Raw genomic sequence first — 17,210 nt, 5'->3', positions numbered from 1 at the left:
CCAATGAGTGACATCACAAAAGAAAAACAGGCGGCGACATTTACCTCTTTTCCCAAACAGAAGATGAAAAATAGCCAAAATTCTTCACTTTGGTGGATGTATCTGCCTGCTGTTCTCGTTGTCAGTGCCTTTATCATTTATCCCTTTTTTAACGGGATTCAGCTTTCTTTTACAAATTGGAACGGTTTCTCACAACAGTATGAGTGGATCGGACTTGATCAATACAAACGATTGCTGCAAGATCCAACTACATGGCTTGTTGTGAAAAATACCCTTCTTTACGGCATCGGGAGCACCATCTTACAAAATATGATTGGTCTTGGATATGCACTCTTATTAAATCAAAGTTTAAAAATGAGAGCCATCACAAGAACGGTGATCTATTTACCCGTCATGATCAGCCCGATTGCTATGGGCTATATTTGGTATTTTGTCTTTGCGTACCAAGGTGGTGCTTTAAACGACGTTGTTACCTTTTTTGGATTTGATCCAATGAACGCACTTGGTAATCCGCAGCTAAACACTTGGATCATTGTGTTTGTGAATACGTATCAATTCGTCGGGATTGCCATGATCATTTATTTAGCAGGACTCCAAAGCATACCTAAAGATTATTATGAAGCAGCACAACTCGACGGAGCTTCAGGTCTTCAGCAATTTTGGCGCATCACATTACCGCTTTTAATGCCATCTATCACCATCAATGTTGTGCTCAATGTGATCGGTGGACTTAAATTATTTGATGTCATTGTCGCGCTCACTGGCGGAGGACCCGGAGATTCCTCGCAATCGATGTCGACTTTTATGTACGATTTGTATTTCAAACGGCAGGATGCAGGCTATGCAGCGACGCAAGGTGTCTTCATGGCTGTCATCATCCTTGTCGTAAGTGTCGCAGCGCTCATTTATTTCAAACGAAAGGAGACCGAGGTGTGATGGATAACGCCTATAAACGAAAGAAAAGATGGTACTCCTTACTCGCCCTTTCGATTACATTGCTTCACCTGATTCCATTTTATATTTTAGTCACGACCTCTCTAAAGGGGATAGGAGATTTTAGCTCAAAATGGTTGTTCCCATCAACGCTTCATTTTGAAAACTTTCTGATGGCATGGACAGATGCTCAGCTTGGCCAGTCCTTTTTGAATACAGTGATCATTACGTTCAGCTCGGCTGCCCTACTCATCATCTTTGGATCACTTGCCGCCTATCCACTCGCAAGAAGAGGAACAAAGCTGAATCAAGCGGTGTATCTCTTATTCATTGCCATTATGGTCATACCGCCGCTCACAGCCCTTGTCCCTTTATACAAAATGGTTGTACAAATTGGCATGATGAATACTTATCAAATCGCTATTTTAAACAATGTTGCTGCTTTTTTGCCACTGACGATTTTTCTATATGCCGGTTTTATCCGGTCGACGATTCCAAAGGAGCTTGAAGAAGCCGCTCGAATTGATGGCGCGGGAACACTAAGAGTCTTTCTCACCGTCGTTTTTCCGCTGCTGAAGCCGATTACCGCTTCTGTTTTAATCATTGCCTGTGTGTATATTTGGAACGACTATCAATTTGCCATCTTCTTCTTGCAAGATAAAGAGATGCATACACTTACAGTCGCCTTATCCAATTTCTTTGGTCAAAATCAACACCAGCTCCAGCTCGTTGGCGCCGCTGCTCTTATTGCGATGCTGCCAATGGTCACGATGTTTTTACTGTTGCAAAAATACTTTATTGCAGGGCTGTCTCAAGGCTCTGTTAAAGGGTAATCCAACCTTGATGTAAAAAGGAGTGTCGTCTATGTCTAAAATTACATTTATCGGTGCAGGAAGTACCGTGTTTGCTAAAAATATATTAGGAGATTGTCTGTTCGTTCCCGCACTTGCCGGCTTTGAATTTGCGTTATATGATATCGACCACAACCGGCTGAAAGAATCGGAAACGATGCTACGTCACTTAAAAGAGAACTACGGTGCACATGTGACCATTCAGTCGTATCACAACCGGAAAGAAGCCTTAAAGAATGCGAAATATGTCATCAATGCCATCCAGGTAGGAGGCTATCAGCCAAGCACTGTTATTGATTTTGAGATTCCAAAAAAATATGGATTAAGACAAACGATTGCGGATACGGTTGGCATCGGCGGTATTTTCCGCTCACTTCGAACCATTCCCGTGATGCTGGACTTCGCAAAGGATATGGAAGAAGTATGTCCACACGCCTTATTATTAAATTACACGAATCCAATGGCCACATTGACTGGCGCTATGCTGCGTTATACTCGGGTTCAAACGGTTGGTCTTTGCCATAGCGTACAGGTGTGTACGAAAGATTTATTTCAATCACTTGAAATGGACCATGAAGGCATTGAAGAAAAAATTGCCGGCATTAATCACATGGCATGGTTATTAGAAGTGAAACGGGACGGTCAAGACTTGTATCCAGAAATCAAAGCAAGAGCAAAAGAAAAACAAAAAACGCGGCATCCAGATATGGTTCGTTTTGAACTAATGGATAAATTCGGCTACTATGTCACCGAATCCTCAGAGCACAATGCAGAATATCATCCGTATTTTATCAAATCTCGTTATCCAGAACTGATTGGACAGTTTAACATTCCGCTCGATGAATATCCAAGACGCTGCGAGGAACAAATCAACAATTGGAATACGATGAAACATGACCTTGTGGGAAACACACAGATCACGCATACGCGCTCTAAAGAATATGGTTCACGTATCATTGAAGCGATTGAAACGAACGTTCCCTTTAAATTTGGTGGAAATGTACTGAACACAGGAGGACTCATTCACAACCTTCCTGAAAAAGCCTGTGTCGAAGTGCCATGTGTTGCAGACCGGAGCGGTATCATGCCATGTTATATCGGAGAGATACCTGAACAATTGGCTGGACTCAACCGGACCAATATCAGCTCACAGCTCATGACGATTGAAGCTGCAATCAGCGGCAAAAAAGAACACATTTACCAAGCGGCATTATTAGACCCGCATACAAGTGCTGAATTATCAATTGATGACACCATCAAACTATGTAATGAATTAATCGAAGCACACGGGGAGATGCTCCCGGCTTATACAGAGCCGAGTCAATACGCAATTTCTTCTAAATAACTAAAATAAACGGTCTTAGCCTGATGCACCTGGCATCAGGCTTTTTTAGATCAACAAACTGATCATTGACTGAAAGCGTTTTTAATATTATGATTTTTCTAAAGTTAACCAACAGTTAACCAAAAACATATCATCAATTAATTAACATGATCATGCCACATGACACACAGACAAAACGACCTAAAAGGGGGACAGATCTTCGGAACCAAAAGAGCTAGAAGGTATAGACTTCACATGTATTATCAGAACGTAAAGCAAAACTGTGGTTTCATTTGACAAAGAGTGTATACAGATGAAGACCCCTTAGATGAGACAATGACGATAAATCAACACACGATTGCATCACAATCCAAACAAAGAGGAGAGAGGGAACATGACCAAAACAGATGTACAAACGTTGAAAAATTATATTGATGGACAATGGGTGGACGCCGAAACGAACCAAACGGAAGCTGTTTATAATCCAGCTACTGGCGAAGTCATCGCAGAAGTACCGCTTTCTACAAAAACGGATGTAGAACATGCAGTCCAAGCAGCACAAGAAGCGTTCACCACTTGGTCTAAAACAGCTGTTCCCCGGCGCGCACGTATATTATTTAAATACCAACAGTTACTCGTAGAGAAATGGGATGAGTTAGCTGAACTCGTTACGCTAGAAAACGGAAAAAGTGTAACAGAAGCAAAAGGAGAGGTGCAACGAGGAATTGAATGTGTGGAATTTGCCGCTGGTGCACCAACCTTAATGATGGGGAAACAACTGCCTGATATTGCGACTGGTCTAGAGTCTGGCATGTACCGCTACCCAATTGGCGTCATCGGTGGCATTACTCCGTTTAACTTTCCGATGATGGTCCCATGCTGGATGTTCCCGCTTGCCATTGCCTGCGGAAATACATTTGTCTTAAAACCTTCAGAACGGACGCCAATCCTTGCTGCACGGTTAGCAGAATTATTTGAAGAAGCGGGACTTCCAAAAGGTGTGCTCAACATTGTCAATGGGGCTCACGATGTAGTAAACGGTCTGCTTGAACATGAAAAGGTAAAAGCCATTTCGTTTGTCGGCTCTCAGCCAGTCGCAGAATACGTCTATAAAAAAGGGACAGCACATGGTAAACGTGTACAAGCACTTGCCGGTGCAAAAAATCACTCCATCGTCTTGAAAGATGCTGATTTAGAATCAGCCACAAAACAAATCATTGGCGCTGCTTTTGGATCAGCAGGTGAACGCTGCATGGCAGCAGCCGTTGTCGCAGTGGAAGAAGACGTGGCGGACGACTTGATTCAACAATTGGTCGATGAATCCAACCAGCTTGTCATCGGAAACGGAATAAATGAAGATGTCTTTCTCGGACCAGTCATTCGGAAAGAGCATAAAGAACGAACTCTTCAATATATCCAATCAGGAATTGAAGAAGGCGCAAGCCTGATTCGTGATGGCAGACAAGATAAAGAAATAAATGGAGAAGGGTATTTTGTCGGACCAACGATCTTTGATCATGTCACAAATCAAATGAAAATCTGGCAGGACGAGATTTTTGCCCCAGTCTTATCCATTGTCCGTGTCTCATCACTCGCAGAAGCAATCGACCTGTCCAATCAATCAAAATTCGCAAACGGTGCCTGCCTATACACAGACAGCGCTTCAAGCATAAGAGAATTTCGTGAAAACATCGAAGCCGGCATGTTAGGCATTAACATTGGTGTTCCTGCTCCAATGGCTTTCTTCCCATTTTCCGGCTGGAAAGATTCCTTCTACGGAGACTTGCACGCCAATGGAACAGACGGAGTAGAGTTTTACACGAGAAAGAAAATGGTGACCGCTCGGTATATGTAGCGTACATTTATTGAACATTGAGAAAGAATGCAGCTCCAAAATGGAGACTGCATTTTTTTGTTGTCTTCTAGTTAAAAAGTAAGGGTTTTCATCGCACTCTTTACAGGGTTTCACAGGGAGAAATCATTCTTTGTATTCATTCTTCATCACGAAACATCAACATAATTTGAAATTGGGCCTAAACCCCAATATCAGGAAGATGAAAACAGGAGGAAATGACACGATGAGGACGAGGATGAAGTGCAGCGTTTGTTTATTGATTTTCACTTTGGTACTGAGTTGTTTGCCAGTATATGAAGCGCATGCGGCAAGCACACCAATTGCCAAGCAAGTAGGAAATGCAAACCCGCTCATTGATCATCACTTAGGAGCAGACCCGTTTGCGCTTACCTATAACGGAAGAGTGTACCTTTATATGTCGAGTGATGACTATGAATATCAAAGCAACGGAACGATTAAGGACAATTCATTTGCAAATCTGAATAGAGTATTCGTCATCTCTTCGGCGGATATGGTCAACTGGACCGATCACGGAGCGATTCCAGTAGCGGGAGCAAATGGGGCAAATGGCGGCAGAGGCATTGCCAAATGGGCAGGCGCATCATGGGCCCCATCAGCAGCGGTAAAGAAGATCAACGGAAAGGATAAATTTTTCCTTTATTTCGCTAACAGCGGCGGAGGGATTGGAGTCCTTACAGCAGACAGCCCGATTGGCCCATGGACTGATCCAATTGGAAAAGCGCTCGTTACGCCAAGTACACCTGGCATGTCCGGAGTTGTATGGCTTTTTGATCCGGCCGTATTTGTAGATGATGACGGTACTGGTTATCTATATGCCGGCGGAGGCGTTCCAGGCGGTTCCAATCCAACGCAGGGACAATGGGCAAATCCTAAAACAGCAAGAGTCCTGAAGCTAGGCGCTGATATGACAAGTGTGGCCAGTAGCGCATCCACCATTGATGCTCCTTTTATGTTTGAAGACTCAGGGATGCATAAGTATAACGGAACCTATTACTATTCCTATTGCATCAATTTTGGCGGCTCCCATCCTGCCGATAAACCACCTGGTGAAATCGGCTATATGACGAGCTCAAGTCCGATGGGACCCTTCACGTATAAAGGACACTTTCTGAAAAATCCGGGTGCTTTTTTTGGTGGCGGCGGTAACAACCATCATGCGGTGTTCAATTTTAAAAATGAGTGGTATGTGGTGTATCATACGCAAACCGTTAGCTCTGCCTTATACGGAAGTGGCAAAGGCTATCGCTCTCCACATATTAACAAGCTTGTGCATAATGCAGATGGCTCCCTTCGAGAAGTAGCAGCCAATTATGAAGGGGTGAAACAGCTATCTAATCTGAATCCATATCAACGTGTTGAAGCTGAAACATTCGCTTGGAATGGACGCATTTTGACAGAAGCCTCGTCAGCACCAGGAGGACCAGTGAATAACCAGCATGTCACCAATATTCAAAATGGCGATTGGGTGGCTTTAGGGAATGTAGACTTTGGTTCAAATGGCGCTAGAACATTTAAAGCCAATGTCGCATCGACAGTAGGCGGGAAAATAGAAGTACGCCTTGACAGCGCAAACGGCAGACTGGTCGGTACACTGAATGTCCCTTCCACCGGTGGAACACAAAACTGGCGGGAAATAGAAACAGCGATTAACGGCGCATCCGGAGTGCACAACGTATTTTTTGTCTTTACCGGAACAGGCGGGGGAAATCTATTCCAATTTGATTCTTGGCAGTTTACTCAAAGGTAGCGAATAAAGGTGCTTAAATGTTTGATAGAGGAGTGGGAAATTTGATGTCATGTATAAAAAAACCAATGCTTGCTTTATTGGTGTGTTTCACCATGCTATCTGTCATGTTCATAGGCCCCGGAGTAGCTGAAGTATCAGCAGCTGACGCAAACATTAACCTTAATGCAGAAAGACAAGTGATTCGTGGTTTTGGCGGAATGAACCATCCAGCTTGGATTGGTGATTTGACAGCGCCACAAAGGGAGACTGCCTTTGGCAATGGACAAAATCAGTTAGGGTTTTCCATTCTTAGAATTTATGTAGACGAAAACAGAAACAATTGGAGCAGAGAAGTCGCGACGGCCAAACGAGCGATCGAGCATGGTGCTCTAGTCATTGCTTCCCCTTGGAATCCTCCAAGCAGTATGGTTGAAACATTTAACCGGAATGGATCACCTGCCAAGCGGCTTAAATACAATCAATACGCAGCATATGCTCAGCATCTGAATGATTTTGTCACTTACATGAAAAACAACGGAGTCAATCTTTATGCCATTTCTGTACAAAACGAGCCTGATTATGCGCATGAATGGACATGGTGGACACCTCAGGAAATCCTGCGATTCATGAGAGAAAATGCCGGCTCCATTAATGCACGTGTGATTGCACCAGAATCGTTTCAATACCTTAAGAATATCTCAGATCCTATCTTAAACGATCCGCAGGCGCTAAGGAATATGGACATTCTCGGCGCTCATCTATACGGAACCCAAATTAGCCAGCTTCCGTACCCTCTTTTCAAACAAAAAGGGGCAGGGAAAGAGCTATGGATGACAGAGGTCTACTATCCGAATAGTGATAACAATTCAGCGGACCGCTGGCCTGAGGCATTAGGGGTATCAGAGCATATTCACCAATCAATGGTGGAAGGGGACTTTCAGGCGTATGTGTGGTGGTACATCCGGAGATCATACGGTCCTATGAAAGAAGATGGAATGATTAGCAAGCGCGGATACAACATGGCGCATTTCTCCAAGTTTGTGCGTCCAGGGTACGTCAGAATTGATGCAACGAAAAGCCCTGAATCAAATGTTTTCGTCTCAGCTTATAAAGGAAACAATCAGGTCGTCATTGTGGCGATTAATAAAAACAATGCAGGGGTCAATCAACACTTCGTCGTGCAAAATGGCTCTGTTTCTCAGGCGTCTAGATGGGTGACGAGCGGCAGCAGCAACCTTCAACCTGGAACTGACTTAAACATATCAGGAAATCAATTTTGGGCTCATCTCCCTGCTCAAAGTGTGACAACATTTGTGGTCAAACGCTAGAGAAACACGAAAAGCCAATTTTCTCATTAAAAAAGAAAATTGGCTTTTTTCTGTGTAAATAGAAAGTTGATTTTTCACGACGTCAACACTTTGGGTATAATAATAACAATGACTTCAGGAGAGTGATCATTATGCCAAAGGTTCAAAGCAAAGTATTGATTATAGATGACGAAAAAGAAATTTTAGAATTAATCCATACCGTATTAACAAGAGAAGGCATTGACCAGGTGTTAACAGCTTCAACTGCCCGTGATGGGCTCACGCAATTTCATCAAGAACAACCAGATCTCGTCATACTGGATATTATGTTGCCAGACGGAGAAGGCTACGATATTTGCAAACAAATCAGAGATGTCTCACATGTTCCGATTATCTTTTTATCAGCAAAGGGAGAGGAATCAGACAAAATTGTAGGACTTGCCATTGGCGGCGATGATTACATTACAAAACCGTTCAGTCCAAAAGAAGTCGCCTACCGGGTAAAAGCCCAGCTAAGACGGTCATCCTACTTACAGCCTTCTCAAGCGGAGCCCGTGATCAAAAAAGGACCATTTGAGTTAAACGAGCAGCAAGCCGAACTGACGAAAAACGGAGCGGCAATTGAACTCACACCGAAAGAACTTATGTTGATGACTTATTTCTTGCAGCATCCGAATCGCGTGATCAGTAAAGAAACGCTTTATCAAACGGTTTGGGGAGAGGATTTCTTCGGTTCTGATAATACGGTAATGGTTCATATACGAAGACTGCGGGAAAAAATAGAACATTCCCCATCTACACCAGAATTTCTCGTGACGGTCAAAGGACTTGGCTATAAATTTGTTGTAAAGGATGCGTAAAGATGAAATGGCGATTAACAGGCAGATACATGGTCTCTGTTATTATCGTGACCATTATCACGGTCTTTATTAACTTATTTGGATTCATGATATGGCTTGTACTACAAGCAAGCAGTCAGCAAAACGAAGAAAATACGCCGGAAACCTTCACAAGAACATTTGAACAATACATCACCTTGTCTAATCAAGATATCACTGTGAGTAAAGAAGGACAGCAAGCTTTAAAACAACAAAATGCGTGGATTCAAATATTAGACGAAAATGGACAAGACGTCTATCATGCACTAGCACCTAAAGGCTTAAAAAGCAAATACACACCTATAGAAATTGTAAACTTACATAAATATAAAGATAAGCAATTGATGTCGACGATCTATGCTGGCGGGAAAAATGGAAAGGGTAAGGAATACAGCTACTTCATCGGATTTAAGGACCCTTCCATCGGAAAATATTTATTTTCTTTTGATACGAAAGAATTAATATCGCAATTCAATATCGGGACGATGATTTTATTATCGATTGATGCCATCATTGCCTTATTCATTGGATACTTATTCAGCCGGCAACTCATCAAACCGCTCGGCCGTGCCATTTACGGCATCCAGAGGCTCGCAAACGGAGATTATACGACGAAGCTGCCAACGAAGGGGATATATAAAGATGTGTTCTATAATGTCAATCACTTATCCGAGCAGCTCGCTTCAAGCCAAAAAGAAAAAGACAAATTAGAGCAAATGCGGGAAGAGTGGATCAGTCATATTTCTCATGATATTAAAACACCATTATCCTCTATTCAAGGCTATGCAGAAATCATGAAAGATCCAAATTATCCTCTTTCAAATCAAGACATTAGACATTATGCCAGCATCATAGAGAATAAATCATTGTACATCAAAGATGTGATGGAGGATCTCAATTTAACAACAAGGCTGAAAAATAACGACGTGATGCTGCATAAAGAACTGGTGAACATTGTGCCATTGCTGCGTGAAACGTTAATTGATATCCTCAACGATTCGAGATATGCAGATCAGACCATTGAGCTGCAAACGAATGTAGACAAGCTTATGCTGAATATTGATACGATCCTCATAAGAAGAGCGGTCACCAATCTCATTTTAAATGCCCTTGTTCACAATGATGCTGATGTGAAAATCATTGTACAGCTTGAACAAAAAGAACATACCCATATCACCATTCAAGACAATGGCAAAGGAATTGAAGAAGCAGAGCTAGAAAAAGTATTTGACCGCTACTATAGAGGGACGAATACAGGAGGGACACATGCAGGCTCAGGTCTTGGAATGGCGATTGCAAAAGATATCATCCAAAAACACGGGGGAGATATGACAATACAAAGTATAATAGGAGAAGGAACAACGATTGATATCCAATTACCCGCTTAAACGGACATACAAAAAACGGTTCTGATCAATCACAGAACCGTTTTTTCTAACTCTTATTCTGAAAACACTTTAATGCCTTTCACAATGTTCCAAATGAAGAAGTAGATCGCCACAAGGAATGTCACAGCATACGTTGCAATTAAGAACGGACCAGCATGACTGATATCGTTCATGCCAAGTAAACCAGAACCGGCAATACCAAGACCGAAAATCAAATAAGGAATAATATGTGTCCATAGTGATTTTTTCGCATGGTATTTCACTTCGTCTTTTCCTAAGAAATAAACGATAATCGGAAATAGAAATGGTGCAAAAAAGATGCTGAAGTAACATAATGAAGACAAAATTTTATTTTCTCTCAAAGCTTTTCACCTCTATGATTGATTTAGAACAGAGGACCATTTAACTCATCCCTCAATTCCTTACAAACCCATTGTACAACCTCAACCTTAACTCGTATTAATCCGAACCTTACAGCAACCTTAAATATGTTAAACTGTAAAAAGACAAGGAAAGATAAAATGATTCTGGGTATTTCAATCTATTTTTTCAGAAAAAAATAGTTGACTTTGGTCATCCCTCTATTTAAAATAAAGTCGTAACCGATGCAGGAGTGTTACTGATATGATCAGGCACCACCAAGTCAGGTAAACAGATTGTACATTTGTACGTTGTTTGCTGAGATTTTGGTGTTTTTTTATGCTTTTTTAGCATTTTAGGTAAGGTGGGATGAGGATGTTCACCGTCGTTAAAGTTTTAAATAATAATATCGTATTAGCTCTAACAGAGGCTCAAAATGAAGTCGTTGTGTTTGGAACAGGAATAGGTTTTAAAAAGAAGAAAGGTGATACACTTGATGAGAGCGCTGTCAGTAAGACATTTTATTCTGATCAGACGTCTCCATTAGAATCTCAACTTGCCGCTATCCCAACTGATATCCTTTTATTAACTGAAAAAATCATTCGCGTAGGCGAAGAGATGTTGAATAAGAAGTTAGGTTCCAGCGCGCTCTTTTCGCTATCCGATCATCTCACCTTCGCTATTCAAAGGCACGAAGAAAAAATGGCGTATGAAAACCCCATTGTGTGGGAAATTCCACATCTCTATTTTCAAGAATATCAAGTCGGGAAAAAAGCACTGACAATTATTCAAAAGATGATGGGCATTTCTTTTGAAGATACTGAAGCTTCACTCATTGCCCTGCATTTTGTAAACGCTCAAATAGATGGTCAGTCTATGGGAGACACCATTAAGATGACTCACCTGACGAAAGAAATCGTCAAAATCATTCAAAATATTTTCGAGATGATATTGGATAAATCATCCATTAATTATTCGAGGTTTATTACCCACTTGAGATATTTTATTGTCAGGCAGGAAACCAATCAACCACCGCAGCAGATGGATGACTCGTTAAAAGAATTAATACAGGATCGTTATATGAAGAGTTATGCCTGCGGATTGATCATCAAAGAAATGTTAAAACGAGAATTCAATTGGAATGTGACAGAAGACGAACTTGTTTTTTTAGTCATCCATATTGAGAGAATCACAAAGGAACACCAAAAAAATAAATGATTTCTTTTAGGCGTGTTATGAAAAAGCATTAACCTAAACAAATCTCCATGAGAAAGAATGATCTTTTCTATGGTGGATTTTGTTTAGGTTTTTTTTGTGAAAATGAAGGGGTGAAAGCATGGAAAACAAAGAATTGGCTGGAAAAATTGTGAAATTAATTGGTGGAACCGAAAATATATCTCAAAGTTGGCATTGTATCACACGGCTAAGATTTAATCTCAACGATGAAAGTCAGGTAAAAGTAGATGAGCTGAAAACATTAGATGGTGTTTTAGGTGCTCAATTCCAAAGTGGACAGTTCCAAGTCATTATTGGAGCAAAGGTAGCAGAGGTTTATGAGGAAATCGATCATCTGGCCGGTCATAGTAGCAATGATTCTGCTCCTGTTAAAAACACGTCAAAGATGAACCCAATTGAAGTCGTATTCGATGTGATCAGCGGGATTTTCACACCTATTTTGCCAGCGATTGTTGGTAGTGGATTGATCAAAGGAATCATGGCACTGTTCGTTAGCTTAGGGTGGCTGACGGAGACAAGTTCTACCTATCAAGTACTTCAAATTTTTTCAAATGCTGTCTTTTACTTTTTACCTTTCCTCATTGCTTATTCGGCAGCGAAGAAATTTAAAACGCGAGAATCTCTTGCGCTCGCATTAGCAGGGATTTTACTATATCCAACGATGATCGAAGGTGCAGCAAAAGGAGCAGACCCGTTAAGTTTTTTAGGGTTAAGTATTCCACTAAATAATTACACATCTTCTGTATTACCAATTATATTAGGTGTGCTATTACTAAGTTTTGTCGATAAGTGGATAACAAAAGCGATCCCAAAATCCTTAAGTATCGTATTTACACCGGTACTGAGCCTGATGATCACGGCTCCTCTTACACTGGCTTTTATCGCTCCTATTGGGAACGTTTCTGGGCAATATTTAGAAATCTTTTTCACTTCATTGTTCAATTTCGCTGGTCCGATTGCCGGTTTATTAATGGGGGGCCTTATGCCACTCATTGTGTTAACTGGAATGCATTACGCATTCTTCCCAAGCACGTTAGCCAGCTTTGAAAAAGTGGGTTACGATATCATGCTGCTTCCAATGAATTTCATTGCGAATATGGCACAAGCAGGCGCTGTGTTAGGTGTCATCATCCGCACCAAGCGGGTAGAAACAAGGTCTTTAGCGCTTTCAACATTGCTTCCTAGTTTCTTCGGGATCACAGAACCAGCCATTTATGGAGTCACACTTAGACTAAAAAAACCTTTTTATGCTTCATTAATTGGCGGCGCAGTCGGTGGATGTTTTTACGGTTTATTTTCAGTTAAAACGACAGCCTTTTCGATCCCAGGCATTACTTCACTGCCAACTTACATTATGAAAGGGACAAATAATTTTCAGCTGGCTCTGATTGGAATCGCCCTTAGCTTCATCGTGTCACTTCTCATCACCATTCTCCTTGGATTTCAGGAGTCTGTAACGGCTTTTAACGAGCAAGCTGCAGAAAAGCCAAATCACACTGAGAGTACAGAGAATCAACAAATGTCTAAGCAAACAAACCCTTATGAAGTTCAAGCACCTATGAGTGGAAAGGTCATTCCTTTATCTGAAGTGAATGATTCCGTGTTCTCAAGTGAAATGATGGGGAAGGGAGTCGCAATTTTGCCTGATAAGGGGGTGGTACAAGCACCGTTCTCAGGAAAAGTAGTGACTGTTACACCTACTAAACATGCCATCGGACTCGTTTCAGATGATGGGATTGAATTATTGATCCACGTGGGGATTGATACGGTCAGCCTAAACGGCCAATTCCTTGATGTACTGGTAAAAGAGGGCGATAAGATAAAGACGGGGGATCATTTATTATCGTTTGATATAGAAGGAATTCAATCAAACCATTTAGATGTAGTGACACCTATTATCGTCACAAATTCAACGCAATATCTTGATGTGATTCATACAGGTGACGCTCATGTCACCGCAGGTCAAAATAAGCTCTTAATGCTTATTCACTAATATAAAGAGAAGGGATGATTGAAATGAAAGAATTAAAAAAAGGATTTTCAGATGATTTTTTATGGGGTGGCGCAACTGCTGCCAATCAAATAGAGGGCGCATACTTAGAAGGTGGCAAGGGCCTGTCGACGTCAGACTTTGCTGCATATAAAGATCCTTATGAAAAAGGAAAAGTGAACAACTTTACTTTCGATGTGAGTTCAGCTGAATTAACAAGATACAAGGAACAACCCGATGAATTTGATTTTCCGAAAAGACGCGGAATCGATTTTTACCATCGATATGAAGAGGATATTGCACTATTTGCAGAGATGGGCTTTAAAGTGTTTCGCTTGTCTATTTCATGGGCAAGAATCTTTCCAACTGGTTTAGAAGACAAGCCGAACGAAGAAGGATTGGCTTTTTACGATAACGTATTTGATGAGTGTGCGAAATATGGAATTGAACCGCTAGTCACGATGTCTCATTACGAAATGCCGATTACTTTAACAGAGAAATATAATGGCTGGATGAGTAGAGAGCTTGTCCCGTTGTTTGAAAAATATGCCCGTGCCATTTTAGAAAGATATAAAAATAAAGTGAAGTATTGGATTACATTCAATGAAATGAATATGAACCTCAACAGCCTTTACACCGGTGCTGGAATTTTAGAGGACCTAGTAGACCATAAATTACAGGCTGCGTATCAAGCATCACATCACCAATTTATCGCCAGCGCTCTCACAGTGAAGGCTGCAAAAGAAATCATTCCAAATGTCCAAATTGGCTGTATGATAAACCAAATTGAAGCCTATGCAAAAACAACGAAACCAGAGGACCAGCTGCAAGCGGTAAAATCGAACCAATTGAATATGTTCTATCCGGATGTTCAAGCTAGAGGTGAATATCCAACATACATGGTGAAATATTTTGCTGACAACGACATCAAACTTGATATCGAAGAGCAGGATGAGCAAATTTTGAAAGAGGGCATCGTTGATTTTGTGGCGATCAGCTACTATATGTCCCACGTAGCAGAAGCCCGAGAAGATGCAGCCGAGCTAGCGGGTACATTTGATAGTCCAATTAAAAATGAGCATTTGGAGTTATCACAATGGGATTGGCCAATTGATCCAATGGGTCTGCGCATTTCATTAATTAAACTGTATGACAGATACCAAAAACCTTTATTTGTTTGTGAAAACGGACTTGGCGCAAGAGATACATTGACACCAGACAAAGAAATTCACGACGATTATCGAATTGATTATTTAAAACAACATATTGAACAGATGAAAGAAGCAGTCAAAGAAGGTGTCGACTTAATGGGGTATACACCATGGGGTTGTATTGACTTAATTAGCTGCGGAACATCTCAAATGAGTAAGCGCTATGGTTTGATCTATGTAGATCAAGACGACAGAGGGAATGGTTCATTAAATCGTTACAAAAAAGATTCCTTCTACTGGTACAAAAAAGTGATTGCAACAAATGGGGAAGATTTATCATAATCCAGATGGAATGATGATGACACCATTGCATCCGCCTTAATTGGCCGGGTACGATGGTGTTTTTTTGTTTACCGAAAAGTAACCTCAATTATGTCATAGCAAGCACTAGAGATCTCTTTGCTACAATCATTTGATAACAAAAGTTGGCCGAAAAATGTTTCACCTTGACCTTGAAGTATAGTTCAACCTTTATAATGTACATATAGTAAAACAAAATAATAAAAAAGGAGTAACGATGGAGTTGATGACTAGAGGAGAACTTGTCAAAAAAACAGGAGTAAGTCCTGCCGCAATTCGTTACTATGAAGAACACAACATATTACCTGCTCCAAGACGACGTTCAAACGGTTACAGACTCTATACAGACGACTATGTTGTGAAAATTCAATTGATCAAAGATGCGAAAACGCTCGGTTATTCATTAAAGGAAATAGCAGAAATTATGGACATGCTAAGTCAAGACATAGACCTTGATACCCTAAGACAAATTGTCCATCTTAAACATGAAGAAATTGAAAAGAAAATTAAAAGCCTTCGTCTCATTCAAGACCTTTTATCTAACTTATTAAAAACCCCTGAAAAAAAAGTACAACTCTACCTGGAATCATTTCGTGTTCCAAAGCAGGATGATCAATAAACCTATTGGGTGAAGGAGAGAAAAAAATGAGTGTAGAAATGTATCATGGTGAACGTTCTAAAGAAAGTATTCAATTTGAAACATTATTCGCTTCGCAAAGTAATAAAGAGAGTTTTTCCAGTATCGAACAGACAAAAAAATTCCTCGAGCAAAAAGGAATTGAAAATACGCAGCCTTATGCCATTGGAGATGATGTGAAGTTAATCAGTGAGGTACAAGAGCAGACATTCGAAGGCATGCAAGTTTTCACATTGAATGAACAAGCATCACAAAATCAAAAAGTCATTCTCTATCTACATGGTGGTGCGTGGACAAATCAGCCTTTGAATGTCCATTGGTGGTTCATGGATAAAATGGCGCAATCACTAGGTGCGAAAGTAGTCGCTCCTATTTACCCAAAAGTACCTCATTATAGCAACCAGGATACGTATCCGAAAATGCTTAACCTATATAAAGACCTTCTGAAAACTGCTGGAAGTGCCAATCAATTGACGATCATGGGAGATTCAGCTGGCGGAAACATCTCACTTGGTCTTGCGCACCTTTTAAAGAAAGAGGATCTGCCGCAGCCGAAGGATATCGTGTTACTATCTGCGTGTGTGGATATGAGTATGAGCAACCCTCTCATATTTGAATATGCAAAAAAAGATCCGATTCTAGGTCATGAAGGAATGGGAGTCATCACAAAATTGTGGGCAGCTGATCAAAGTCTCACAGACCCATTGATTAGTCCGATTTACGGTGACTTTAAAGGGCTCGGGAAGATCACTCATTTTATCGGAACACATGATATGTTATATCCAGATGCCATAAAGCTCGATGAAAAACTATCAGCACAAGGAATGGACATCAAAACCTTTGTTTATCCTGAAATGCTGCATGTGTTTGTTGTCATGCCAATTCCAGAAGCGGCAGATGCTCTGAAGAAAATCATTCAAGTGATCAATCGATAGGGATTCAGTTCACACCTAGAAAGGGTAAATGTTCTGATGTAAATAAGGGAAAAGGTTGCTTACTTGAAAGCAGCTTTTTTCAATAGATTAAACGGTCTTTTGGCTGGTTAGTAAAGGAGAGTGAAGTTCAGTTCATCACCTCATGTTTGGTATAATACATACGAGCAGTGAGGCGAAAGGGGAAACGCGATGAAAACGTTTGATCTATCACAAGATGATATCGAATTAATAGACGAAGCAAAAAAGAGGATTATCAGT

General features: G+C 41.0%; 14 protein-coding genes. 13 read left to right on the top strand and 1 reads right to left on the bottom strand.

The genetic code is table 11. The features are described from left to right. Positions 1-3: 3 nt before the first annotated feature. The 8 genes from ACRRMM_RS00155 (at position 4) to ACRRMM_RS00120 (ending at position 10,283) form a co-directional block, all read left to right on the top strand. Entirely contained in the window at positions 4-936 is a 933-nt protein-coding gene (locus ACRRMM_RS00155; RefSeq protein WP_025207432.1) for a carbohydrate ABC transporter permease, read from the top strand. Beyond that, the gene (locus ACRRMM_RS00150) at positions 936-1,766 is read left to right on the top strand and encodes a carbohydrate ABC transporter permease (RefSeq protein ID WP_035391882.1); all 831 of its coding nucleotides are present in this window, start codon (positions 936-938) and stop codon (positions 1,764-1,766) included. Before ACRRMM_RS00155 ends, ACRRMM_RS00150 begins: the two co-directional genes overlap by 1 nt. 31 nt (positions 1,767-1,797) lie before the next feature. After that, complete coding sequence (locus tag ACRRMM_RS00145; protein WP_007499268.1) at positions 1,798-3,129, top strand: alpha-glucosidase/alpha-galactosidase; 1,332 nt, start codon at positions 1,798-1,800, stop codon at positions 3,127-3,129. Positions 3,130-3,502: 373 nt separating this feature from the next. Beyond that, positions 3,503-4,963, top strand: a complete 1,461-nt coding sequence (locus ACRRMM_RS00140; protein ID WP_076821605.1) for a CoA-acylating methylmalonate-semialdehyde dehydrogenase — start codon at positions 3,503-3,505, stop codon at positions 4,961-4,963. A gap of 223 nt (positions 4,964-5,186) precedes the next feature. Further along, positions 5,187-6,731, top strand: a complete 1,545-nt coding sequence (locus ACRRMM_RS00135; protein WP_129548312.1) for a glycoside hydrolase family 43 protein — start codon at positions 5,187-5,189, stop codon at positions 6,729-6,731. 41 nt (positions 6,732-6,772) lie between these two features. Beyond that, the gene (locus ACRRMM_RS00130; protein WP_081038966.1) at positions 6,773-8,038 is read left to right on the top strand and encodes a glycoside hydrolase family 30 beta sandwich domain-containing protein; all 1,266 of its coding nucleotides are present in this window, start codon (positions 6,773-6,775) and stop codon (positions 8,036-8,038) included. Between the two features lie 131 nt (positions 8,039-8,169). After that, the gene (locus ACRRMM_RS00125; protein WP_008343743.1) at positions 8,170-8,877 is read left to right on the top strand and encodes a response regulator transcription factor; all 708 of its coding nucleotides are present in this window, start codon (positions 8,170-8,172) and stop codon (positions 8,875-8,877) included. Between the two features lie 2 nt (positions 8,878-8,879). After that, positions 8,880-10,283 carry a sensor histidine kinase gene (locus tag ACRRMM_RS00120; RefSeq protein WP_129548311.1) on the top strand — a complete coding sequence of 468 codons (1,404 nt, stop codon included), beginning with the start codon at positions 8,880-8,882 and terminating at the stop codon, positions 10,281-10,283. 53 nt (positions 10,284-10,336) lie between these two features. Here the strand turns inward: ACRRMM_RS00120 and ACRRMM_RS00115 are convergent, their stop codons facing one another. Continuing rightward, a complete protein-coding gene (locus ACRRMM_RS00115) occupies positions 10,337-10,645 on the bottom strand; it encodes a DUF4870 domain-containing protein (protein ID WP_007499277.1) in 309 nt (102 codons plus the stop codon). A gap of 373 nt (positions 10,646-11,018) precedes the next feature. Here ACRRMM_RS00115 and ACRRMM_RS00110 point away from each other — a divergent pair, with 373 nt between their 5' ends. The 5 genes from ACRRMM_RS00110 (at position 11,019) to ACRRMM_RS00090 (ending at position 16,952) form a co-directional block, all read left to right on the top strand. Then, positions 11,019-11,861 (top strand): PRD domain-containing protein, encoded by an 843-nt coding sequence (locus ACRRMM_RS00110; RefSeq protein ID WP_008343748.1) that lies wholly within the window; start codon positions 11,019-11,021, stop codon positions 11,859-11,861. A gap of 118 nt (positions 11,862-11,979) precedes the next feature. Beyond that, positions 11,980-13,872, top strand: coding sequence for a beta-glucoside-specific PTS transporter subunit IIABC (locus ACRRMM_RS00105; RefSeq protein ID WP_048001469.1), 1,893 nt, complete (start codon positions 11,980-11,982; stop codon positions 13,870-13,872). A 14-nt stretch (positions 13,873-13,886) separates the two neighbouring features. Further along, positions 13,887-15,362: a glycoside hydrolase family 1 protein gene (locus ACRRMM_RS00100; RefSeq protein WP_048001470.1), complete on the top strand. Its 1,476-nt coding sequence runs from the start codon at positions 13,887-13,889 to the stop codon at positions 15,360-15,362. Between the two features lie 235 nt (positions 15,363-15,597). Continuing rightward, complete coding sequence (locus ACRRMM_RS00095; protein ID WP_428828953.1) at positions 15,598-15,999, top strand: MerR family transcriptional regulator; 402 nt, start codon at positions 15,598-15,600, stop codon at positions 15,997-15,999. A gap of 26 nt (positions 16,000-16,025) precedes the next feature. Then, on the top strand, positions 16,026-16,952 hold the full coding sequence (locus ACRRMM_RS00090) for an alpha/beta hydrolase fold domain-containing protein (RefSeq protein ID WP_048001471.1): 927 nt from the start codon (positions 16,026-16,028) through the stop codon (positions 16,950-16,952). Positions 16,953-17,210: the final 258 nt, after the last annotated feature.

It is taken from the genome of Bacillus sp. XT-4 (assembly GCF_050864245.1).
Taxonomy (GTDB): Bacteria; Bacillota; Bacilli; order Bacillales; family Bacillaceae; genus Bacillus; species Bacillus altitudinis.
Note: the sequence above shows the minus strand (reverse complement) of the source record. Positions and strands in the feature narration are given on the sequence as shown.